This window comes from Citrobacter sp. wls827, from assembly GCF_005280875.1.
Classification (GTDB): Bacteria; Pseudomonadota; Gammaproteobacteria; order Enterobacterales; family Enterobacteriaceae; genus Citrobacter; species Citrobacter youngae.
This window is the reverse complement of sequence record NZ_SZWR01000010.1, coordinates 666,846-686,373: the sequence shown is the minus strand read 5'-3', so window position 1 is coordinate 686,373 and position 19,528 is coordinate 666,846. Positions and strand designations below refer to the sequence as shown.

General features: G+C 51.8%; 30 protein-coding genes. 3 read left to right on the top strand and 27 right to left on the bottom strand.

Annotated elements, in window-relative coordinates; all coding sequences use genetic code 11:
- Positions 1-163: 163 nt before the first annotated feature.
- The 26 genes from FDX03_RS06765 to arsH all read right to left on the bottom strand — a co-directional run bounded on the left by FDX03_RS06765 (position 164) and on the right by arsH (position 17,074).
- Positions 164-781 (bottom strand): phage baseplate assembly protein V, encoded by a 618-nt coding sequence (locus FDX03_RS06765; RefSeq protein ID WP_137345673.1) that lies wholly within the window; start codon positions 779-781, stop codon positions 164-166.
- On the bottom strand, positions 774-1,328 hold the full coding sequence (locus tag FDX03_RS06760; protein WP_137345672.1) for a hypothetical protein: 555 nt from the start codon (positions 1,326-1,328) through the stop codon (positions 774-776). The genes FDX03_RS06765 and FDX03_RS06760 overlap by 8 nt, the downstream gene beginning before the upstream one ends.
- Positions 1,329-1,339: 11 nt before the next feature.
- Positions 1,340-1,996 carry a hypothetical protein gene (locus FDX03_RS06755; RefSeq protein WP_040230738.1) on the bottom strand — a complete coding sequence of 219 codons (657 nt, stop codon included), beginning with the start codon at positions 1,994-1,996 and terminating at the stop codon, positions 1,340-1,342.
- 1 nt (position 1,997) lies between these two features.
- Positions 1,998-2,354: a head-tail joining protein gene (locus FDX03_RS06750; RefSeq protein ID WP_137345671.1), complete on the bottom strand. Its 357-nt coding sequence runs from the start codon at positions 2,352-2,354 to the stop codon at positions 1,998-2,000.
- Positions 2,354-2,689 (bottom strand): capsid cement protein, encoded by a 336-nt coding sequence (locus FDX03_RS06745; RefSeq protein ID WP_101701292.1) that lies wholly within the window; start codon positions 2,687-2,689, stop codon positions 2,354-2,356. The genes FDX03_RS06750 and FDX03_RS06745 overlap by 1 nt, the downstream gene beginning before the upstream one ends.
- Before the next feature lie 72 nt (positions 2,690-2,761).
- Positions 2,762-4,864, bottom strand: a complete 2,103-nt coding sequence (locus FDX03_RS06740) for a ClpP-like prohead protease/major capsid protein fusion protein (RefSeq protein ID WP_137345670.1) — start codon at positions 4,862-4,864, stop codon at positions 2,762-2,764.
- Entirely contained in the window at positions 4,821-6,332 is a 1,512-nt protein-coding gene (locus FDX03_RS06735; protein WP_116360795.1) for a phage portal protein, read from the bottom strand. The genes FDX03_RS06740 and FDX03_RS06735 overlap by 44 nt, the downstream gene beginning before the upstream one ends.
- A gap of 8 nt (positions 6,333-6,340) precedes the next feature.
- Complete coding sequence (locus tag FDX03_RS06730) at positions 6,341-6,556, bottom strand: hypothetical protein (RefSeq protein WP_053389961.1); 216 nt, start codon at positions 6,554-6,556, stop codon at positions 6,341-6,343.
- Complete coding sequence (locus tag FDX03_RS06725; protein WP_137345669.1) at positions 6,553-8,670, bottom strand: phage terminase large subunit family protein; 2,118 nt, start codon at positions 8,668-8,670, stop codon at positions 6,553-6,555. Before FDX03_RS06725 ends, FDX03_RS06730 begins: the two co-directional genes overlap by 4 nt.
- Before the next feature lie 3 nt (positions 8,671-8,673).
- Positions 8,674-9,180 carry a DUF1441 family protein gene (locus FDX03_RS06720; RefSeq protein ID WP_137345668.1) on the bottom strand — a complete coding sequence of 169 codons (507 nt, stop codon included), beginning with the start codon at positions 9,178-9,180 and terminating at the stop codon, positions 8,674-8,676.
- 225 nt (positions 9,181-9,405) lie between these two features.
- The gene (locus FDX03_RS06715; protein WP_116360797.1) at positions 9,406-9,747 is read right to left on the bottom strand and encodes a DUF6694 family lipoprotein; all 342 of its coding nucleotides are present in this window, start codon (positions 9,745-9,747) and stop codon (positions 9,406-9,408) included.
- 107 nt (positions 9,748-9,854) lie between these two features.
- The gene (locus FDX03_RS06710) at positions 9,855-10,085 is read right to left on the bottom strand and encodes a hypothetical protein (RefSeq protein WP_137345667.1); all 231 of its coding nucleotides are present in this window, start codon (positions 10,083-10,085) and stop codon (positions 9,855-9,857) included.
- Positions 10,063-10,269, bottom strand: a complete 207-nt coding sequence (locus FDX03_RS23125; RefSeq protein ID WP_137345666.1) for a hypothetical protein — start codon at positions 10,267-10,269, stop codon at positions 10,063-10,065. The genes FDX03_RS06710 and FDX03_RS23125 overlap by 23 nt, the downstream gene beginning before the upstream one ends.
- Positions 10,226-10,495: a hypothetical protein gene (locus tag FDX03_RS06700; protein WP_137345665.1), complete on the bottom strand. Its 270-nt coding sequence runs from the start codon at positions 10,493-10,495 to the stop codon at positions 10,226-10,228. The genes FDX03_RS23125 and FDX03_RS06700 overlap by 44 nt, the downstream gene beginning before the upstream one ends.
- Before the next feature lie 7 nt (positions 10,496-10,502).
- Complete coding sequence (locus FDX03_RS06695) at positions 10,503-11,117, bottom strand: glycoside hydrolase family 19 protein (RefSeq protein WP_137345664.1); 615 nt, start codon at positions 11,115-11,117, stop codon at positions 10,503-10,505.
- A gap of 155 nt (positions 11,118-11,272) precedes the next feature.
- The gene (locus FDX03_RS06690) at positions 11,273-11,554 is read right to left on the bottom strand and encodes a phage holin family protein (protein WP_137345663.1); all 282 of its coding nucleotides are present in this window, start codon (positions 11,552-11,554) and stop codon (positions 11,273-11,275) included.
- Positions 11,541-11,927, bottom strand: coding sequence for a phage holin family protein (locus tag FDX03_RS06685; protein WP_001283171.1), 387 nt, complete (start codon positions 11,925-11,927; stop codon positions 11,541-11,543). Before FDX03_RS06685 ends, FDX03_RS06690 begins: the two co-directional genes overlap by 14 nt.
- A 159-nt stretch (positions 11,928-12,086) precedes the next feature.
- Complete coding sequence (locus FDX03_RS06680; RefSeq protein ID WP_137345662.1) at positions 12,087-12,275, bottom strand: hypothetical protein; 189 nt, start codon at positions 12,273-12,275, stop codon at positions 12,087-12,089.
- 230 nt (positions 12,276-12,505) lie between these two features.
- On the bottom strand, positions 12,506-13,108 hold the full coding sequence (locus FDX03_RS06675) for a hypothetical protein (protein WP_137345661.1): 603 nt from the start codon (positions 13,106-13,108) through the stop codon (positions 12,506-12,508).
- A gap of 106 nt (positions 13,109-13,214) precedes the next feature.
- Positions 13,215-13,793: a DUF1133 family protein gene (locus tag FDX03_RS06670; RefSeq protein ID WP_137345660.1), complete on the bottom strand. Its 579-nt coding sequence runs from the start codon at positions 13,791-13,793 to the stop codon at positions 13,215-13,217.
- Positions 13,794-13,807: 14 nt separating this feature from the next.
- Positions 13,808-14,848, bottom strand: a complete 1,041-nt coding sequence (locus FDX03_RS06665) for a DUF968 domain-containing protein (protein WP_137345659.1) — start codon at positions 14,846-14,848, stop codon at positions 13,808-13,810.
- On the bottom strand, positions 14,845-15,204 hold the full coding sequence (locus FDX03_RS06660; RefSeq protein ID WP_101743349.1) for a RusA family crossover junction endodeoxyribonuclease: 360 nt from the start codon (positions 15,202-15,204) through the stop codon (positions 14,845-14,847). The genes FDX03_RS06665 and FDX03_RS06660 overlap by 4 nt, the downstream gene beginning before the upstream one ends.
- A 2-nt stretch (positions 15,205-15,206) precedes the next feature.
- Complete coding sequence (locus FDX03_RS06655; protein ID WP_137345658.1) at positions 15,207-15,407, bottom strand: hypothetical protein; 201 nt, start codon at positions 15,405-15,407, stop codon at positions 15,207-15,209.
- A 128-nt stretch (positions 15,408-15,535) separates the two neighbouring features.
- Positions 15,536-15,781, bottom strand: a complete 246-nt coding sequence (locus FDX03_RS06650; RefSeq protein ID WP_048221170.1) for a hypothetical protein — start codon at positions 15,779-15,781, stop codon at positions 15,536-15,538.
- Positions 15,782-15,826: 45 nt separating this feature from the next.
- Entirely contained in the window at positions 15,827-16,060 is a 234-nt protein-coding gene (locus FDX03_RS06645) for a DinI family protein (RefSeq protein ID WP_086523786.1), read from the bottom strand.
- Positions 16,061-16,375: 315 nt separating this feature from the next.
- Positions 16,376-17,074 carry an arsenical resistance protein ArsH gene (arsH, locus tag FDX03_RS06640; protein ID WP_048211256.1) on the bottom strand — a complete coding sequence of 233 codons (699 nt, stop codon included), beginning with the start codon at positions 17,072-17,074 and terminating at the stop codon, positions 16,376-16,378.
- Positions 17,075-17,159: 85 nt separating this feature from the next.
- On the opposite strand from arsH, the gene FDX03_RS06635 reads away from it, so the two are divergent.
- The 3 genes from FDX03_RS06635 to arsC are packed head-to-tail and all read left to right on the top strand — an operon-like array spanning position 17,160 to position 19,252.
- A complete protein-coding gene (locus FDX03_RS06635) occupies positions 17,160-17,480 on the top strand; it encodes a transcriptional regulator (RefSeq protein WP_047041444.1) in 321 nt (106 codons plus the stop codon).
- A 44-nt stretch (positions 17,481-17,524) separates the two neighbouring features.
- A complete protein-coding gene (locus FDX03_RS06630) occupies positions 17,525-18,814 on the top strand; it encodes an arsenic transporter (protein WP_048211255.1) in 1,290 nt (429 codons plus the stop codon).
- A gap of 12 nt (positions 18,815-18,826) precedes the next feature.
- Complete coding sequence (gene arsC / locus FDX03_RS06625; RefSeq protein WP_048211254.1) at positions 18,827-19,252, top strand: glutaredoxin-dependent arsenate reductase; 426 nt, start codon at positions 18,827-18,829, stop codon at positions 19,250-19,252.
- 58 nt (positions 19,253-19,310) lie between these two features.
- Here arsC and FDX03_RS22800 read toward each other — a convergent pair.
- Positions 19,311-19,528: hypothetical protein (locus FDX03_RS22800; RefSeq protein WP_212724554.1), on the bottom strand; the 218-nt coding region annotated here is incomplete at its 5' end.

Sequence of the window (19,528 nt, the reverse complement as noted above, 5' to 3'; positions counted from 1 at the left end):
CGGCGGTTCCGCCCGACGCATCCGGTGCCGTTCCTACCAGGCCGATAATGGCTGTCTGGATCGTGGTAACCGCCACCGTACCCGAGGTGAGTTCAATAGTTTCAACGCCATGTAACTGAGACATGCTTTTTCTCCAGGCATAAAAAAAACCTGCCGCAGCAGGTCACATTTTCTGATTGGGTTTATCGGTGAGCCCACCGCTGTCGCCGGGGTGATCGTGGTTGTTAAATACTTCACGTATCTTGCTCATACTGCCGGATTTATCCGTTATCTCCTTTGACGCGCCGATATTTCCTGCAACCAACGTGTCAGCATTAATCTGGGTTTTGCCCTGGACCGTCAGGGTATCCGTAATTTCAACCGGACCATCCAGCGTACCTTTACCGACAATTTTGTAGGTTCCGCCATCAGCCAGCGTAATCGTCAGGGCATGCGCTTCCCTGTCATAACGGATCTCAGTCCCGTCGCTGTAACGGGTAATGTGCTCACTGTCGCTTCCTTCCGGCACCGGCAGCTTTCCCGTATTCCAGCCGGGAAACACCCGTCCGTTGTTGAGTTCTCCGGCTTCGGACAGGACCGTAACCGCATCCCCCACGGCATAAGGATTTGAATCAGCGCGGTTTGTTCCGGAAAACCCCTGGCACAACGGCAGCCAAGTCGTGATGATATCCCCCAAATCCACCCGGCATTTTGGGATGCGATCGTGCCTGACGGAGTGGATAACGCCGCGCCGGACAAGGTTCGCCAGTCTGCGCTGCAGGTCGCCTGCGATATCACTCATCGGGCTGAGCCTCCCAGATAAGCTGATAGTCATCCACATGATTACGGCCCGTATCAGGTGCAGCACCCAGCCAGGCCTGCTGCAGAGGCATGCCATTGTTTGCAAAGGGGTCAGCACCAAATGCAGCCGCCTGGGTGAATGAAATACGCCAGACCAGATAATCATCCATTCGCGGATCAAACTCATCACGTTCAGCCGTGGTGAAAACCGCAGGCTCAATATGGCCCATACCAAACTGCTGCCCGTCAATCCATTGGGTAATATCGGCCGCAGCGGTTCTGACAAAAATTTCAGGCTGGCTCACACCCGATCCGGCGGCATCCACCACCACGAAGAGATCACAGGTTAAATTAACGCTCAGTTGTCCCTCATTTCCTCCTCCCTGTTCCCAGCTGTTAATCGAGAAATACACCGCGGGTGTGGTCAGCCCCGAAAAGCGGGGAACATTTCGTTCCGGATACGCACCGGTATCACGCACCCATCCGATTTTTTTTAATGCGTCAGTCACGGCATCGTGATACCGCCCCAGCAACAGTGGCTCGGCCATCGTTCGTTACCTCAGACAGAAATACGGGCTTTTACGCGCCCGCGAATGTCGGTTTCAAAGTGATGCATAAAAATCTCCATCGCTTCCGCAAATGCGTTGTCCTCGATGTAGTTCAGCATCGGTTCGTAGATATCCATTTCTGCTTCGCGTGTCCGGCGGGTCAGGGGATCGCGAATAACCACCGTCCGGCGATTATCCCGTTTTGAACGGGACACCTCCCCGTTTTCAAACGACCGTTCACTCAGCAGATTACCTTTTGGGGAAAATCCGGCGTTTTCTGCCTGGCGGCGCGCTTTAATAAAACGCCCCGTGTTGCGGTCACGCCGGGTATGGTGCGGTCGCAGCCGCCCGTTGATTCGTCCTTTAAGGTCTTTCACCTTAATGGCATTCAGCCCGAACCAGAGCCGGAAATTATCCAGCTGCGATCCCCTGTCCAGACGAAAAGACAGCAAACGGCGCCGGACCAGATCCATACTGCGTGGGGCCAGCCCGTCTTTCAGATCCGCCATCGCTTTCTTTCGCAGCGTGGCGGCAGTACGCCTGAGCGCGCGCGAGTATGCTGCACGGAACTGTTTTTGCGTCGCACCAATACTGTCCGCAATTCGCCAGATAACATCCACATCAATATCGACGGGTAAATCCCGCCGCAGTCGAGACTCCCGCGCCATATCAGCTCCATTTATCGATCTGAGGCTGTGTTTTGCCGGGTTCCCCATATGCCAGCGTGACGCGGGTCCGCCCTTCTTCATCCGCGCCGATATGTGTCACCCGGTAAGGGATGGTGTTGATCACCACACCGTCATGTTTTTCGAGACCGGAAATATCCGCAGTCATTGCACTGAACGCCGGGGAATGGTTCTGAATTTCCCCGCCGCCAGGCACACCCGACAGCGCATCCGGTGATTCGAAAATCACGGTCACCAGACGCGGGCCTTCACCCGTTTGCAGGCAAACAGGGACTTCTTCGGCAAACGCCCGGTTAATCCGGGCATCTGCTTTAGCCAAACGTTCCCGGAACCGGCTCATCAGAACCCCAGCCTGACGGCAACATCAGCATCATCCGCCTCAGCTGCTCCCCAGGCGGAACCGACAACCGGGTTTGGCGTTGCATCATCGCCTTTTGCCACCGTCAGTTTGCCGCCAGCCAGATACAATTTCTGGCCTGCCGCAATTTCTTCTGCCGCTTTAGGCAGCACAAAAACACCGGCCATATGCAGTGTTCCCCACTCGCCAGCAGGAATATCGCTGTGTGCCACCCCGGCAATTCCGCCGACCGCCACCAGCGCACCGGATGAAACGGCATCAACACCCGCATTGTGATAATCCAGTGTGGTACCGTCCTGCTGATAGTTCTTCGCCATGTTTTTTCTCCATAAAAGGAAAAGGCGACCAGCGCCGCCTTCAGGGATAAAAAAACCGCCAGGCGGCGGTCATTATTTTTTGGTGACTTTAACCAGCCCGCGCCAGTCGAGCGGAGCCACCCCCGCATCAATGCGCACCTTGAATGCGGCGCCGTCCACAGTGAAGCCCTGCTGCTGTTCCAGATATGGCGTGTCGATACCGTCGAGATACGCCACTTCAATGGTGTCGCGCCCCTGCGCAGCGGTCAGGTAATAATCGGTCGGGCTGCTGTCATCCAGGCGGGCCTCAGAAGCCACGGTCACAAAGTTCTGGATCGGGTTAACGATCCCGCTGTTCGCGTCTGCACCCGGTACACTGGCGGATTTAATCAGCTGATTTGCCCGTGACTCAATTGCCACTGGCGTCAGCATGTAGGCCGGACGAATATTCAGACGGCGATCGCCGGATTTTTGCAGCAGCATTGCCTTACGCGCAGTATCCAGCCCTTCAATACTCAGATCGGCTGCAACAAGGTTGCCGTGATCGGCGTGGAACAACGGCTTACCGTCCGACATTTTCGGGTTACTGGTCAGTACAGCCCAGACCAGATCGCCGACGGTGGCTCGCGCAGCAAGCCCCATTGCCTGCGGGATTCGCGTCAGCATATCCAGGTCGTCGTTGATGATAGTCTGGCGGTCAATGCTGAAAAGCTCACCATAGGTGGCCAGTGCAATCGGCTCACCGCGATCTTTAATGGTGACATATTTATATTCCGCCCCGGCGCGAACCTTACGCAGCGATGCCAGTGATTCCAGGCCAACGCGGTGCGCGGTTTTGAAATCGGTCAGTGTGCCTTTACGGGTCCACTGTTCGAATGTTTCGCTGGCCTCATCCCAACCAAGCAATGCCGCCTTATGCGCCACATCCATCAGGATATTGCCGAAATCGCTGCTGCTGTGGGTGAACGCCAGCCCAACCATCGCCTGTGCTGTACCGACACCAGAAATACCGATACCACGATCCACCAGCGAGGCGCGGGCCAGTTCGCGCAGGGTATACCCGTTGTAGGCGTTATCTTTTTCCGCCTGCGCATAGCCCGCACGGTTCATTACCGCCGCACGAATGGAATCACCAACAATGTTCCCGTTACCCGCGTGGATGTGAACTGCACCCGCTCCGGCACTCGGGGTAGTCCCTGCCGCAAGCGCATTGAGCAATTTGGTGCGGGCCTGTTCCGCTGAGCAGGAAATATCCGTGATGCATTCCGCTTTCAGCGAGCCGAACGCAGGAAATGCATCAAACACAGCGGAAACTGCGCTTACTCGTTCAGTATTCGCTGCCTGCATCTGCTGCTGGAGCTGGGCGGCCAGCGCGGTAATGTCGATATTTCCTGCCATCGGTTGCTGGGTGGGTTGCGGTGCAGGTGGGTTATTTGCAGCCTGCGGAGCCGGGTTTTGTGTGGGTTGCGGCTGACTTGCAGGGGCTTCGGCGCGCGGCCCAAAAAGGTTGTTAATCTGTTCTGGCATATTCTGATAATCCTTCAGTTTATTTTGATTCACACAGGCCGCGGCCTGCAGTTCTGGTTCAAGCGTGTCAGCGAAACCTTTTTCCACCGCCTCCGCGCCAGTAAGCCAGGTTTCAGCTTTCAGCATCGCCTCCAGTTCTTCCTGCCCCAGCCCGGTCTTGTTCATGTAGGCACTGAGCATCAGCGCTTCATTACGATCAAGCCAGGCAGCGTAGTCACGCATATCATCGGAATCCCCGGCGATCCCACCCCACGGCTTATGCACCATCAGCCAGGCATTCTCAGGCATATGCACCGTGGCACCGGGCAGGCAGACAATCATTGAAGCCATACTGGCAGCCACGCCGTCCACCCAGATATCCAGCTTCGCCTTCAGACGGGACAGGGTGTTAAAGATGGCAAATCCCTGCATCACATCGCCGCCCGGACTGTGGATATGCAGATCGACGGCGCTGGCCTCAAACACTCCGGCCTCCTTACAGTCGGAGACAAACTGCTGAGCGGTAATCCCCCAGCCGCCGATCACGTCATAGAGAAATATTTCCACACGCCCGGCAGCCAGGGCGCGTATCTCATACCAGCACTGACCGTTTGCGGCATCGATACCAGCCACACTGGCGCGGGGATTAATCATCGTCCCGCGACGGGGCGGGCTTATCATTTGCTGCATCAGGGAGCACTCCTTTATCGTTGGCGGGGTCTGAGTCGAACACCAGCCCGTTTTCTCGGTTGAATTGGGTTTCCCGGAGACGCTGACGTTTCACCTCCTGCGGATTCTTGCCACGTGCACGCGTCCATTCGGCTTCTGTACCTGCCCCTCCACGGACTATCGCCTTCCAGGCAGCCGCCTCTTTTCCTGGATCAATCCATGGCATGACTGGCCCAAGATAGAGCGCGTTGTACAGGGATTTTTTGTCGACATCTTTGGGGATGGTAACGCCGCTGAGCAACGCCATTGCCAGCCAGTTTCGGTATACAGGACGGCTTTGCTGCCCAACAAACCACTGCTGCAGCACGTTGTAACCTTCAAAACTCTCTACCAGCTCCTGCCGCTGTGAACTGTAGGTACCGTTGTAATCCCGCGCGATACTGGAATAACTGCCACGAGTCCCCGCAGCCACAGCGCGCATCTGACCGTTCCTGAACTCATACAGATGAACATTCGGGCGATTCGACTCAACCATGCCCAGATCCTCGCCTGGTTTTAGCTCGTCATAAATCATCCCCGGCGCAATATCGTAATGGCGCTGCCCACCTGGTGTTGAAAACTCAGTTTCTGTATCAAGAGACTGAGCATCCCCACGTTTGATATAGAAACCCAGAGCCGCCGCAATACGTGCCGCCACGCGCTCACTCTCTTCATAATCCTTAATATCGGAGAGCCGGGTGATCACGCCATGGATGAGGCTGATCCCCCTTAGCTGGTGAAGCCGTTTACGCATAGCCAAGTGCAGCATGCTGTCAGCCGAAATAGTTTTTAAATCAGCATTGAGTCCGGCAAAACTTGCTGGATGGTTCTTATAAACTCTGTAGCCCGTCGGTCGCCCCCAGGCATTGACAATAATCCCCTGGCGGATCTGCTGCCCGGAGGTACTGTTCAGGTTAAACGGCACAAAGTCCGCTTCCAGCAGTTCAAGAGAAAACGGTACCTGGGTTGAATGCTGCAACCCGGCTACATTTCCCCGCACCATCTGTGTAAACACCTCGCCATCACGCAGTGCTGAACGTAACAAAAGCCGCTCAGCTTCCGGTCGGGTAAACATCCCTGTCACTTCCGGGCGAACCGACCATTCCGCCCAGAGCGCGGATAGCTGGCCAGCAAACTCAGAGTGGAGATTACCCTCAAGATCAAGCGGCTGCGGTTCAACGTGGATCCCGTGAGCACCGATAACCCGATCCTCCATCTTGTCAAAAAGACCAATCACCAGATCATGGTTTTCATCCAGCCAGCGGGCCTGCTCTCGTAACGAAGTACCGGCTGCAAATACAGCGGTGTCCGCCGACCGGGATTCACGTTTCCCCTTGTGCAGACGAGTCGGATTTGCTGCCTCATAGGCTCTGAGTCTGAGTCGGTTTTGTGCGCGTGATGCTGCCCACCCGGGCGATATTGCGCCCAGTGCCTTTTCAAAAAATCCCATGATTTGCCTTACAGAAAGTTAGCGAGTTTGAACGAGCCGCTGCGGTTTGAGACAGCGCGCCAGCGCCTTTCCCAATATTCAAGCTCGTCACGCAGGGCTTTTGGGTCGTGGTTGGTAATTGCCCGGCCATTAACCCCCGTGAATGACACGCTTTTACCGTCCAGAGAATCCCGGTAAGCCTGGCGCACAGTTACCAGCATCTGCTGAATTTCTGATTTCGTCACAGCCAGCCTCCGTTGTCACTGACACCCAGCCAGCCACCAGAAAGCGGGCTGGGCTGTTCAGTTACAGAAACAGGAGACGAACGTACAGGTACCGTTTTTTTCACAGCAATCTCCCTGGGGCGATCCCCGTCTATGATGTTTGAATTACTCTCCTGAGCGGCAGCCCAAGTCGGGGGCTGTTCCCAGTCCCGGATTTTTTCATAACCACGCAGGACAGCGACGGCATGGGCATAACAGAAAAGGTCAAAGGCTTCGTTATTGCCTTTTCCGGGCTTGCGCCATTTTCCGTCCGTGCCACGTTCTTCGTAGGTCAGTTCTTCGTAGAACCACTCCCCCAGCCAGTCAGGAAAATGGATATACCCGGCACCTGGTGTTTCACGTTCAAGGTTGTTACTGAGCTGATCTTTTAGCAGGTCTGTCTGCAACAGATATACCGGAACCTCACCACGCGCATCCGCCCGTCGATCGCTTCGGCCTGTGTTGTCAGGGTGCGTTTTGGTAATGATTTTCTGGCGTCGGGTGCTGTCACCTTTTATCAGGTAAACCCGTTTACCCAGCCCGTCACGACGACACTGCCGCCAGAATTTATAGGCGTTATCCGTTACCCCATCTTCCCCGCCACTGTCGACAGCCATTGCGAGAATGGGCATCCGTCGCGAAGGGTCTGACTGCAGCGCATAGGCTTTTTCGAGAACATCTGTGATGAGCAGTTGCCAGTCTTCCGGATAGGATCCGGGATGCACCTGCTGCGCCTCACCATTTTCATCACAACGCAGGGACTGGCGAATGTTATAGCGGTCCACCAGCCAGCGTTCGCCGTTTTCACCGTACCCGATGATCTGGACGACAAAACGGCGTTTCTTCCCGCCCTGCACATCCACCGACGCCAGAAGAAAACGGACTTTCGGCGGCACAAGCCGTTTGCCATAGTCTTCTGCCCGTAGCATCAGCACGTCAGCACGTCGCTGCTCACTGGCTGCACGGGGAAGATAAGGCAGCCCCCAGTCAGTATTAATTACCGTCTTGAGCGTTTCTTCGCTGCCGGTGGCTTCATAGTCCTGTTCCGCCGTCAGTAATTTGTAGACCAGTTGCGCCCATGTCTGGTATGCCGCGGCAGGCCCCTCCATCCAGAACGAAGCAATGCGCGAGCGACGGGCTTCTCCTATGATGTTGCCATCACGGTCGATAGTTTGCCCCTCACGCAACCAGACACCCTTTCCGTTCAGTTCCCGTTTCCTGTCGGCGGTAATCATGCCGCTACAATGCGGACAATCAATATGCGCCGCTTCACTGGCTTTTACCGGGTCAGGCGTTTCCCGGTAGCCTGTCATCGCCTCCATGGCCGGTTGAAAGTATTCCCCGCAATGTGGGCATGGCCAGTACCAGCGACGACGATCGCCGCGGTTATATAAAGACAGGATCCCGGTCGTGGGAGGTGCTTCGTGAGGTGACTTTCTTCGCCACTTCGTATTGGTGATTTCCCTGCCCGGTGAACTCTCGACCAGCGTCATCCCCGCTGACATAAAGGTGGTGGTACGTTTTGAAGCAAGCGAAAATCCGTCCCCTTCCCCGTCAATATCTTCCGGGAAGCGATCGTAATCCGTCAGCGCCACACACTTAAAATCTGAGGAGGACATGATGTTGATAGACGGCCAGCCTATCTTCAGGTAGTTCCCGGCAAGGAAAGTCCGGTCATGCACGTTGTTGTCGTTGCGTGATGGACTCAGCCGGCACGCCACCTCCGGGCTGACACGAAATGTTCGGGCCAGGCGTTTTTTTGAGTGTTCGCGCGCTTTCTCTTCCGTCATCTGAATGATGAGCATGTCAGACGGATCACAGACAACGTTGTCCACCACCCAGCCATCAATCAGGCCAATAGTTTTACCCGTTCGGGCAGGGCCAACAAAAATGACAGCATCATATTCTCGTGATGCCAGGCAGTTCATCGGCTCCACAACATAAGGGGCTAGATTAGGATCCCACTCAACGGAGTTACCCACGCCGACCGGAACACGCATATATTTATGTACGGCTTCGGCTACAGGCATTCGACGCGGTGCTCTGATGATCCCGGCAGTGTTTTTTCTTAGCTCCGCCGCCGTGGCCTGTCGCATGGCTTACTCCTCTTCTGGCGAACTGTCCTCCTGTTCCGGCGTATCTGCCTGCTCAACCTTCAGGGCTATCTGATCCCGCAGGTCATCGATGACTTTTTGCACCCGAACGACAGCTGCAGGCGTCATCGCACAATCACGTTCAAGAATATCCGGCAGCGTTTCCAGCACCTGAACGACGGCTTTTGCCATCGATGAAAATTCTCGGGTCACTGTCGATGCCGGGATTAACTCACCTGTTTCCTGCTGGAATTTAAGCCTCTCGCGTTCAGACTGAAACCATGCCTTACGATCCGGCGGCAACATCTTATCGATATCCACCAGCTCGGGTGCCGTGGTACGGCCCAGCAGTTCCCGAAGAATATCCACGACAGAATAAAGCTTGAGACGAGAATTACTGCCAGGAGCAGGCTCAATGTTATTCAGCTTGCTGGAAATCGTCTGACGATGAAGATCGGTCACCGCTGCCAGCTGATTGATATTGAGGCGAAAGTTTTTCAGTTCGTTATCCATGATGATGAACAATATTTAACCATTTCGACATCGTGAATAATTTCACGACCGAAATATCAACAAGTTAAGGGAATGATGATGATGCCGATAAAATGCAAAAAACTAGCCGTTTTCCGCGTGTCCTCGCCCCCTCGGTGTTCAGAATCGCCAGGAGGACCCGCGCAAATGATAGTAATTATCAATTGATAAGCTATAAAAAGGGCCGCTAAATGCGGCCCATTGTCGTTAGTTCTGCTGATGTTTTTTCAGTAGCTGTTCTTTCTTTTCCCGATAGCTATCTGCCTCTGAAATAATCTGTTCGGCAGTCTTTCCATTCAATATTACTAAACGCATTTTATCGGAAGAATAACTGCCATCGTTATTAATGATGGCCTGAGTATCGTAATAACTTAAAGTATCCAGAATTGCTGATTTAAGTTCTTCTTTCTTTGCATCAGAAAGTGACTCAATAACCTTTTCGCCAGAGTAACGCAAAGACTCCTGGCTTGAACCATCAAACTTTGGCGCGGTATCACAACCGGCAACAAGTAATGATAATGTTAACGCAATTACATATCTGATTTTCATTTGCTGACCTCATCCCTAACGGTAGGAGAAGTCTAACGAATAATCACGATGTATCACATAGTATTATCGCAGGCACTCAGTGAATGCCTGCTGTAATGCCTGTCACATCAAGAGAAAGAGACGCCTAAATTAACCAGTACGGCTATCTTTTCCTCAATACGGCGGTCAAGTTCAGCCACTGCATGCGGACGTATGGCCTCAAGAAAGACATTATCCTGATAGGTAGACTGGATTGTCACACCAAGCCCGGCACCACTTTCCAGCATGCTTTTCAGTCGCTGTAGTTCTTTTATCTCGTTATTGATGTAATACGCTTCACTTAGGTTCTCTACGTTCACGACCTGACTCCTTCAAGCAGTTAGCCTGTACTGATTTGTTGTGCGCCAGAATGTCCCGTTTCGTCTGTTTATCCAGCACGGCAATATCGTGCTCGGTGAGGTAGATGATGCTTACCCAGTCACAGGCCGTGTCCGTTACTTCAGGTTTTGCGGGTATATCTTTCGCGCAACTCACGGTCAACATCGTCATCAGGAAGATGATTAACTGTCTGTTGTACATCCCTGGCTCCTTTTGTTGTTTCTACCCGGCGTTCTGCAACGGCTTCAGTAGCTGCTGCACGTTCTTCAGTGCGTTGCTGGTTCGCTTTTGTCTCAGCGATGTTAGTACCGCGTGATTTACCCAGACCAAAAGCACCGGCAATTGCAGCCAGCACAGCAACGGCCAGACCAATAATCATTTCAAGTCCCATAGCAACCTCATACCAGTGCGGCCTTTGCTTTGGCGTAACGTTCACGGCGGTCTTTGATACCGTTCTGCCCGCCGTTAATAATCTGCGTTACGCGTTCCACATCACCCGAATACATCAGGCAACCGCGTAACGTGAAGTACCACGCCGCCGAACGGGCCGCATGTCGCTCCTGCGTTAGCAGTTCCGGTGTACTGACAAGGTCAAGCTTCAGCGCTGCACCACATTTGGTGTAGTTCTCACGACCTGTGATTTGCAGCAGGCCGCGACCGCGATATTTCCAGCCGTCACCCTGGCTGTTATTCCCCATGCGGTCACCGTAAACCAGATTGGCTATTTGCGGCTGGTGGGCGATTTGCTTACCATCGACACGCCCCAGCATTTCGCACTGATACGGCGTCAGGCGTTTACCAAAGGTTTTCTTCAGCCCTTCAACCGAGTAGTTAAAGTTCTCAACCAGTGAGGTAAAGCCATTGGATTCATGCCCAACTTGTGCAATGAACATGGCTTGATCATTAACCGCTGTAATTTCAAACTCTTTCATTGCCGCATCAATGTGCGGAAACCAGCGTGCAGAAACCCCGGCGCTGATACCAGCCGCCTGCTGAAATTGTGATTGGTTCATATGTGTACCGGATTAAACCACTATTAATGGTAGGGGTTAGAATTCACCTAAGATGATGAAATTCAATTTAATTTAAGTCACAATGAGACTTAAGATAAATCCTAATGGTGTCATCTTCTTTGCGGGTTGTAGCGATGTCGTTGCGACTCGCTTTTTTATTTGTGAACAGCATCAATAAGCCGCGCTACGTTGCCTCTGACGGCGATCAGCACGGACAGGAAAATAATGTTGGCCCCGATAGTGGCCCATGATGAGTACGGGTAAATACCGCACAGATACGCCAGAGGAACGGCGCTGTAGATGACCGTAAGCAGCCACGCTAAGCGAGATATCCATGGTCGATGTCGCGAATCGCCGCGACGGTAAAACATCAGTGTTAACACTACCCCAGCGCAAAGCAATGCATTAAAAGTTGCCGATGGGTCATTTTGTACCACCTGAACCTCCCCGGCGCGTTATCAGCGCCACCAGCGAGCCGACATCCTGATTATTCAGGAACGTCAGGATTTTGACGGCTAAAGCAGAAACGATTACGGCGCCAATGGCATCCAGTGGTTTATCACTGTATCCGGTCGCCTGAGCCAGCTTTGAACCCACCAGCCCGGAACAGAGGATCCCTGCGATATACGACACCAGAAAATATGCCAGTCGGCGCGCTGCACTCAGGTCTGCTGCGGTCGCAATGTAAAATACAGCTCCGGCAAATGCGCCAAACACCACGCCGTAATCGGTTCCGGACAGAAATCCATAGACACTGGCACCCGTCAGGACACCACCAGCCAGCCCAGTACCGGAAATCGGATCGGACATTTAGCCCCCTCTTAATTTCTGTGAGTCCTCTCAGGAATGAGGGGAAATAGGTTCAGGCTTCACGGGCTAGATTTATCAACAAAGCACGTAGCGGATGATTCCCGTGAGCCTGAAATGAAAAAGGCCGCCATGCGGCAGCCTCGAAGTAAGTACGGTTGTTTACATTGGTGGAGTGATTGGGCCTTGTAGCACCTCAGCTTCACCGTTATGGCAAATGTCATCGCCTCTGGTTAGATGCCAGACTCCGGTCACCGTCCTGCCGGTTTCAATGTCTTCAAACTCTTCAGGAGTGAAGTACGCCACCTGTACAACACCGACATGCTGAATCCAGTAATAACCTTCTTGCATATACGAACCCATCCCATCCTAGTTACTGAGCAGTATATGCATTGGACAATGCCGCAGGCGTTAGAAATTCTACATGTTGAATTAAGCAGCAAACTCGTAGCGTCAGCTTTTAAGCGCAGTACGCTCAATTCTGCGTGCTCACCTTATTGCTGTGAGTCCTCTCAGAATGAGGGGAAGAAAAAGGGCCGCTAAATGCGGCCCTTATAAAATAATAATTAGATTATGTATTCCTAGTCCCGCAGAAAATACTCATGACATTTATATAAAAAGTTGTTCACTGATGTTCTTAATGAAAGGTTGTCTCTATAGGTAGCTTTTGCCTCCAAAAATGGGGTTAAGGCATTCTGAGCATTACCCATAGCTTCTAGCAGTTCATTCCCATCTTTATCTGGGACGATAAGTAAAGTAAGCAAATTTTTGTTTGATTCTGCTCGAAAAATATTCTCTCGAATATGATCGGGCATGGATTCTTTACTGACGGGGTTGATGCGCCTTTCCAAAACATCTTTTACCCAAGCATTATAATCGGTCGAAAGGTAATTAATTGCCGTCACGTAATTAGCTGCTGCTACTCTGATCTCATTGTTAATTTTTTCTTTGGATTGCAGTGCGTGCTGCATTTTTGCGAGTTGATAGCTATTCCTTAGGGCCAGGTAAGAAATGATCCCGGGAATTGAGCCAGCAATGATTGCTCCAAAGATGGCGTCCCACGCAAACGGCGTTTCAACCATAACTGTTGGAAGCTTGTCCAAGACAAGATGCGCAGTTTGAACAGATGATGTAAGCGCCTGTTCAATCTTTTCAATGGAGAACGGAATTCCTTGCCAAGCCATAAAACCCCCTGAAATTTATTGGGGGATAATAGCAAAAAACCCGCAAGATGGCGGGTTCTTAAAGTTTGTTGCTCAGTTCGCTTTAACGTCCCGAGCCTACCACAATTTAAGCACTTTCTGGCTCACTTTTCAAGTAGAATTTGCCGCCATTTGTGTCAAACGCGTCACAAAGTGGTGCGTAAAGCATCGATTCTGCAAGACTTACCCATGCGTCGATACGACGACGACAGGTCATGAATGTCCATTCAGGATGTTTTTGCTGTAACTCAGCAGCCATTTGACGCTTGCTCTTGCGCAGGCGGTGACGATCCACGATAACACCATAGAGAGAACCGTAATCTTCGTTCATCAAAACAGCGGCGATTACACCATCAATTTTCAAACCCTCATCGTCAGAGCAGAAGGCCAGACCGCTTTTATTCTTCCCTTCCAGAATCTCTCTGAAGAATGCCTCCAGTTCGGGTTTGCTGATACCCGCTTTCTTCATCCGGCGTAGCGCTTCTTTAATTGCCGTTTTAGTGATTTTTCTGGATGCCAGTAGCTGGTTGAACATGTTCCCACCACTACCGCCGCCGATATAAGACCAGCGGCCCCACATGCGCAACTTACCCTGTATCCAGATACTTTCCAGAGTGCGTAGACGGACCAGTTCGCCTGATTTACCAATCTCAGAAGGATTTATCATTAAATATTCTCCGATTACGCCAGAACGCCAAGCCCATAAGCCCGGTCCAGCACTCTGATTATCATTACCGGCTGAGGAGCATGTTTTTGCTCAAACTTCACCGGGTCGTTATGTAGTTCTGTATGGCACTGACGACACAAAGGAATCGCGAAAATATCATGCGCTTTCGTAGCCATCCCTCCTTGCCCCCAGCCGATTAAATGGTGTGGGTCATCTGATGGTTTTCCGCAGCATTCACAGGGCTGTGTTTTAATCCATTCCAGATATCGTGGGGCCGTCCAGCGGATCCGCTTTGGGCGTTTCATATAGGTTTGCGGGGACTCAGGATCGACCAGAACACCAACTACAGGTTTGAGCGCAGGCACCTGCGCTGATGGCATGTTTACGGTAAACGAGCTGGCTTTGGCTGTAATGATGCTGGTGGCGGTTACACCCGGTTCGATATCGCATTCACGCATGACTGACTGATGTTCTTCCGAAGGAATACGAAGCGCCCGACCGGCTACTGATTCGGGAATTGCGTCGGTAACCCCCATACGTACCGCCCACCAGCAAAGCTCCGCCAGCGACAGTTCTCTGGACGGATCCTGATTCAGCGCCACCATGATGCTGTTGATAATCCAGTTAATAACATTACGTCTCGCCAGCTCTGCAAGTTGCTCGCTGTAGTGGTCACGCAGATGGTTATCACAATGCCCACACAGAAGAACCGATCCGGGTTCATGATATAGGATAGTTAACTCATGATAATGGTAATCACTGTGTGGCCACTGGCAGCAGTTACCGCCATAACGCATAAGCCAGTAATCAAGACCACCTAACCCACCAGCGGCCTTTGTAACCTTTTCATCCAGGAAGAACGGTCGCAGGGACTCGTCACACGCAAGCGGCTGGCGAACGTCAGGAACGCGGCCTGCGGGCAAACGCTCCATACCTGCTGGCTGGCTTTCCACCAGCACACGTTCACAACTGAATAATGACATCAGCTCACTACCCGGCTTGAGCAGCACAATTCCAAGCTCACGGGCAACCACGGGTTTTAGCAGCGCCCTCATTCTGCTATCTCCCCGATAATTATTTGTCCCTTCTCTCCCCATAATTTAGTGACGCGTGAATCCCAGATGTGAGCATCATCTTCGTAAATGGCATCCATCAGGGCTTTCATCATGTTGTCGAAATCAGGTTTAGCCTGGTGTGGTTTACCGTTTAACTCAGCCCGTTTCTTTTTGCTCCAGCTCGCTGGCATCGGAAGAATAAAAGTGACATGCGAACCGCTTTCCGGCAGATCGACACCCTGCAGACGTACTTCATCACAGAAAGCCCGGTAACGCAGAACCTCAGGGCGCTTTTTCCATTTGTCAGCGCGCGTCATTCTTGGCTTACCCATTGGGGTGATATCGTAGACTTTCACATTCACCTCCATGTCCGTTGTTGCCAGGTTCTGTCCTGACGCGGAGGCTTAGATACCTCTGGCAAGAACGCGCTGATCGTCCAGTGAATAAAGTCATTATCCAGACTACGCTCGGTCTTGATCTGCTTTGCGCGATAGCGGGCTTCCAGTTCGTCAGCCTGCTTAGTGGTGAGTTGGGTATGTTGAAACCAGCTTTTCTTCATAACGCACCTCTGGATGCGGCAAAAAGAAAATCGCTGGCGTTGGTGAACGTCAGTACGCGGGATTGCTTGAATTGATCTTGCGCCATGGGGCTTTCTCCTGTGGCGCAGCAGGTATAGGTTGTTCAGGCCTATGACGGGAGTGTAACAGAATTCTGGGTAACGCGATAACCAGCCCTTTCCAGCATCTGAGTAAACAACGTAGGTGTACCAATAATTTCATTATCCTGAAGAGGCATAAAAGACACCATGCTACCGCGGCGGTACATCAGGGCGCGCTCACACTCAGGAAATGATTGCAGTCTGGCAACGATGACTCCATCGTGACATCTGATGACTGCGTAGCCTTTTTTGGGCAATTCTACTTTTTCTTTCACCTAAACTCCCCCATGCAAACGGGATCAAAGTAACACCCAAAATAATTAATAAAACCAGTCGTCAGCGCTTTCCCAGGTATCCTGGAGGATTGATTCAATTTTCTTTTTGTCGTCCTTGTCACCGCCTAAAACACTTAACCCATCTGACCCGGCACGGCGGATTGTGAGCCTGCAATTGTCATAGTGATCATTCAGGCGCTTAAGCAATTCTTTCTCCAGTGCTGGTACCGCGCCTTTAGGAAGTTCCTTCATGCGATCAATTAGTAATTCAACTTTCATAATGGCCTCCACTGCATATACTGTGTTTTTATACAGTATACCTACGCACAAAAATGATCAACGGCTTAAGAGCACAAATTGTTAAATTTCTGTCAGTAGTAAAAAAAGAAAACCCGCCGTAGCGGGTTGAATTAGCACTGTTTTATTCTTTCTGCGGCACAATCCCGTAAGATTCGCCCTCACTAACGCCTCATCAATGATCAACTGTGTGACCATGAGGTAAAGTGTTAACCAACTTTCATTCGCCTTTTTCAATCAGCAAAGGGCTGGTTAGTGCCAATAGCGGACGTTGTTAAGCTTATGCAAAGAACAACGTTATATTTTGTCCTGATTGACACGGGATGAAAGCTCCTGATGGTTCTCTTTTCGTTCGCTGTAGCGATCCGCAAGATAGCCGGTTTGCCCCTTAAGCAGCAGAGTGATTTTAAACAGCTCTTCGGCTACATCGACAATGCGGTCATACCATGACGAAGGTTTCATTCGTCCGTTTTCGTCGAACTCTTGCCATGCCTTGGCTACGGAGGACTGGTTAGGGATCGTAAACATCCGCATCCACCGGCCCAGAATACGCATCTGGTTCACTGCATTGAAGGACTGTGAACCTCCGCAAACCTGCATTACCGCAAGTGTTTTGCCCTGCGAAGGACGAACTGCGCCTTCACTTAATGGTATCCAGTCAATCTGCGCCTTCATAACTGCGCTCATAGCCCCGTGCCGTTCCGGAGAACTCCACACCATCCCGTCACACCATCTGACCAGACCGCGCAGCTCGGCGACTTTAGGATGTGTATCTGGCGCATCATCCGGCAGGGGTAAACCTGAGGGATTAAATAGTTTTACCTCCGCGCCCATCGCTGCCAGCAGGCGACCAGCTTCTTCCGCAGCAAAGCGGCTGTAGGAGCGCTCTCTAACTGAGCCATATAGGATCAGAATCCGCGGCGGCTCGTGCAGGTGCAGGCGCTCGGCGATGTGTTGATCAAAGCATTCACTATTCAGTGCTGGAAATTGTTCCATTTTTCTACTCCGGAGAGATCAGATGATTTCAAATTTAATACATATGATTTACCATATGTATATTCTAAAGGGAACGGAGTGAAAAATGCTACAACCTGTTCAGCTTTTCAAAATCCTGTCGGATGAAACCCGGCTCGCCATCGTCATGATTCTCCGGGAGTCAGGAGAACTGTGCGTCTGTGATATCTGCGCAACCATTTCCGAATCACAGCCCAAAGTCTCGCGACATATGGCTATTCTTCGCGAGGCTGGGTTGGTTCTGGATCGTCGTGAAGGCAAATGGATCCATTATCGTCTGTCACCCCACATACCGGCATGGGCAGCGGAGACAATCACAACGTCCTGGCAGTGTATGCGAGAGGATGTGCGTGAATGGCTGGATAAATCAGCCTGCACCTCCTGTTGAGAAATGAAAACACATTTACATAATCATATATAACGGAGTCTGAGATGCTTTTGGCAGGGAGTATATTTTTACTGACGCTGATACTGGTGATCTGGCAACCCAGAGGCTTGAGCATTGGCTGGAGTGCGAGTATCGGGGCTGTGCTGGCGCTGGTAACCGGTGTCATCCATATCAATGATATTCCCGTTGTCTGGAATATCGTCTGGAACGCGACAGCGGCATTTATTGCGGTCATTATCATCAGTCTGCTACTCGATGAGGCCGGTTTCTTTGAGTGGACCGCACTGCACGTCTCCCGCTGGGGTAACGGGCGTGGTCGCCTGCTGTTTTCCTGGATAGTGTTGCTCGGTGCCGCTGTCGCTGCTTTGTTCGCCAATGACGGCGCCGCGCTGATTCTGACACCAATTGTGATTGCGATGCTGCTTGCAATGGGATTCAGCAAGGGCACAACACTGGCCTTTGTGATGGCCGCAGGATTTATAGCAGATACGGCCAGCCTGCCGCTCATTGTTTCTAACCTGGTGAATATCGTCTCGGCGGACTTTTTCGGTCTGGGCTTTACGCAGTATGCCTCCGTTATGATCCCCGTAGATGTGGCAGCGATTGCGGCCACGCTAGTCATGCTGCATCTCTTCTTCCGCAGGGACATTCCGGCGACGTATGACGTTTCGCTGCTGAAGACTCCTGCCAGTGTGATAAAAGATCCGGCAACGTTCAGGGTGGGCTGGATTGTCCTGTTATTGCTGCTTGTCGGTTTCTTTGTTTTGGAGCCTATGGGGATCCCGGTCAGTGCGATAGCGGCTACTGGCGCAGCAGTACTGTTTATAGTGGCGAAAAGAGGTAATGCCATCAACACCGGAAAAGTCCTGCGCGGTGCGCCATGGCAGATCGTTATTTTTTCGCTGGGCATGTACCTGGTTGTTTATGGCCTCCGCAATGCAGGGTTAACGGAGTATCTGTCTGGCGTGCTAAACCTGCTGGCAGAAAAGGGATTATGGGCAGCAACGTTTGGCACCGGCTTTCTGACCGCGTTCCTGTCGTCGGTGATGAACAATATGCCGACAGTGCTGATTGGCGCGCTGTCGATTGATGGGAGTACGGCGACTGGCGTCGTCAAAGAGGCAATGATTTATGCCAACGTGATCGGCTGCGATTTAGGCCCGAAAATCACCCCGATTGGCAGTCTGGCAACCCTGCTTTGGCTGCATGTGCTTGCCCAGAAAAATATAACGATTACCTGGGGATATTACTTCCGCACCGGCATTATCATGACTCTGCCCGTGCTGTTTATCACTCTGGCCGCGCTGGCGTTGCGGCTCTCCATCACTTTGTAATGAGATACAGATATGAGCAACATTACCATCTATCACAATCCAGCCTGTGGCACCTCACGTAACACGCTGGAGATGATCCGTAACAGCGGTAACGAACCAACCATTATTTATTATCTCGATACTCCCCCGACTCGTGATGAACTTAGCAAACTGATTTCAGATATGGGCATTTCAGTACGTACATTGCTGCGTAAGAACGTCGAACCTTATGAGCAGTTGGGTCTTGATGAAGACAAGTTTTCTGATGAGCAGTTGATTGATTTTATGCTTCAGCATCCGATCCTGATTAATCGGCCGATTGTAGTGACACCGATCGGCACACGTCTTTGTCGGCCCTCCGAAATGGTGCTGGATATTCTACCGGAAGGTCAGAAAGGAGTGTTTACCAAAGAGGATGGAGAGAAGGTCATTGACGAAACGGGTAACCGAGTTAAGTAATCTGCCCACTTCAAAATATCGGACGCCTGTTAACGCTATGCGGGCGTCCGCTTTTCGCTCATAGCGGACCAAAATTAAATTCTAAAACGACGTGGCTAAGTGGAAGTCCATAGTGAATGACGGGATGCTCCCGGCAGCGCCGTAATAAATCAGCGCCCGCTAGAGGTAGACGTTGTTTCATGATGCTATGAACGCTCTTGCCAGACAATCCAAGCAACAGCCGCTTCCCATGAAATATATCCGTTATTGCCATGTTTCGCCCTGCGAAGATCAACC

Coding starts and splice junctions, on each gene's coding strand:
- FDX03_RS06750 (WP_137345671.1), bottom strand. CDS start 2,354: ATGAGCCGGTTCCGGGAACGTTTGGCTAAAGCAGATGCCCGGATTAAC.
- FDX03_RS06670 (WP_137345660.1), bottom strand. CDS start 13,793: ATGATAAATCCTTCTGAGATTGGTAAATCAGGCGAACTGGTCCGTCTA.
- FDX03_RS06680 (WP_137345662.1), bottom strand. CDS start 12,275: ATGCAAGAAGGTTATTACTGGATTCAGCATGTCGGTGTTGTACAGGTG.
- FDX03_RS06665 (WP_137345659.1), bottom strand. CDS start 14,848: ATGAGGGCGCTGCTAAAACCCGTGGTTGCCCGTGAGCTTGGAATTGTG.
- FDX03_RS06655 (WP_137345658.1), bottom strand. CDS start 15,407: ATGAAGAAAAGCTGGTTTCAACATACCCAACTCACCACTAAGCAGGCT.
- FDX03_RS06695 (WP_137345664.1), bottom strand. CDS start 11,117: ATGAACCAATCACAATTTCAGCAGGCGGCTGGTATCAGCGCCGGGGTT.
- FDX03_RS06765 (WP_137345673.1), bottom strand. CDS start 781: ATGAGTGATATCGCAGGCGACCTGCAGCGCAGACTGGCGAACCTTGTC.
- FDX03_RS06725 (WP_137345669.1), bottom strand. CDS start 8,670: ATGCGACAGGCCACGGCGGCGGAGCTAAGAAAAAACACTGCCGGGATC.
- FDX03_RS06675 (WP_137345661.1), bottom strand. CDS start 13,108: ATGGCTTGGCAAGGAATTCCGTTCTCCATTGAAAAGATTGAACAGGCG.
- FDX03_RS06645 (WP_086523786.1), bottom strand. CDS start 16,060: ATGAAAGTTGAATTACTAATTGATCGCATGAAGGAACTTCCTAAAGGC.
- FDX03_RS06760 (WP_137345672.1), bottom strand. CDS start 1,328: ATGGCCGAGCCACTGTTGCTGGGGCGGTATCACGATGCCGTGACTGAC.
- FDX03_RS06755 (WP_040230738.1), bottom strand. CDS start 1,996: ATGGCGCGGGAGTCTCGACTGCGGCGGGATTTACCCGTCGATATTGAT.
- FDX03_RS06700 (WP_137345665.1), bottom strand. CDS start 10,495: ATGGGACTTGAAATGATTATTGGTCTGGCCGTTGCTGTGCTGGCTGCA.
- FDX03_RS23125 (WP_137345666.1), bottom strand. CDS start 10,269: ATGTTGACCGTGAGTTGCGCGAAAGATATACCCGCAAAACCTGAAGTA.
- FDX03_RS06745 (WP_101701292.1), bottom strand. CDS start 2,689: ATGGCGAAGAACTATCAGCAGGACGGTACCACACTGGATTATCACAAT.
- arsC (WP_048211254.1), top strand. CDS start 18,827: ATGAGCAACATTACCATCTATCACAATCCAGCCTGTGGCACCTCACGT.
- FDX03_RS06720 (WP_137345668.1), bottom strand. CDS start 9,180: ATGGATAACGAACTGAAAAACTTTCGCCTCAATATCAATCAGCTGGCA.
- FDX03_RS06735 (WP_116360795.1), bottom strand. CDS start 6,332: ATGGGATTTTTTGAAAAGGCACTGGGCGCAATATCGCCCGGGTGGGCA.
- FDX03_RS06635 (WP_047041444.1), top strand. CDS start 17,160: ATGCTACAACCTGTTCAGCTTTTCAAAATCCTGTCGGATGAAACCCGG.
- FDX03_RS06685 (WP_001283171.1), bottom strand. CDS start 11,927: ATGTCCGATCCGATTTCCGGTACTGGGCTGGCTGGTGGTGTCCTGACG.
- FDX03_RS06630 (WP_048211255.1), top strand. CDS start 17,525: ATGCTTTTGGCAGGGAGTATATTTTTACTGACGCTGATACTGGTGATC.
- FDX03_RS06715 (WP_116360797.1), bottom strand. CDS start 9,747: ATGAAAATCAGATATGTAATTGCGTTAACATTATCATTACTTGTTGCC.
- arsH (WP_048211256.1), bottom strand. CDS start 17,074: ATGGAACAATTTCCAGCACTGAATAGTGAATGCTTTGATCAACACATC.
- FDX03_RS06740 (WP_137345670.1), bottom strand. CDS start 4,864: ATGCAGCAAATGATAAGCCCGCCCCGTCGCGGGACGATGATTAATCCC.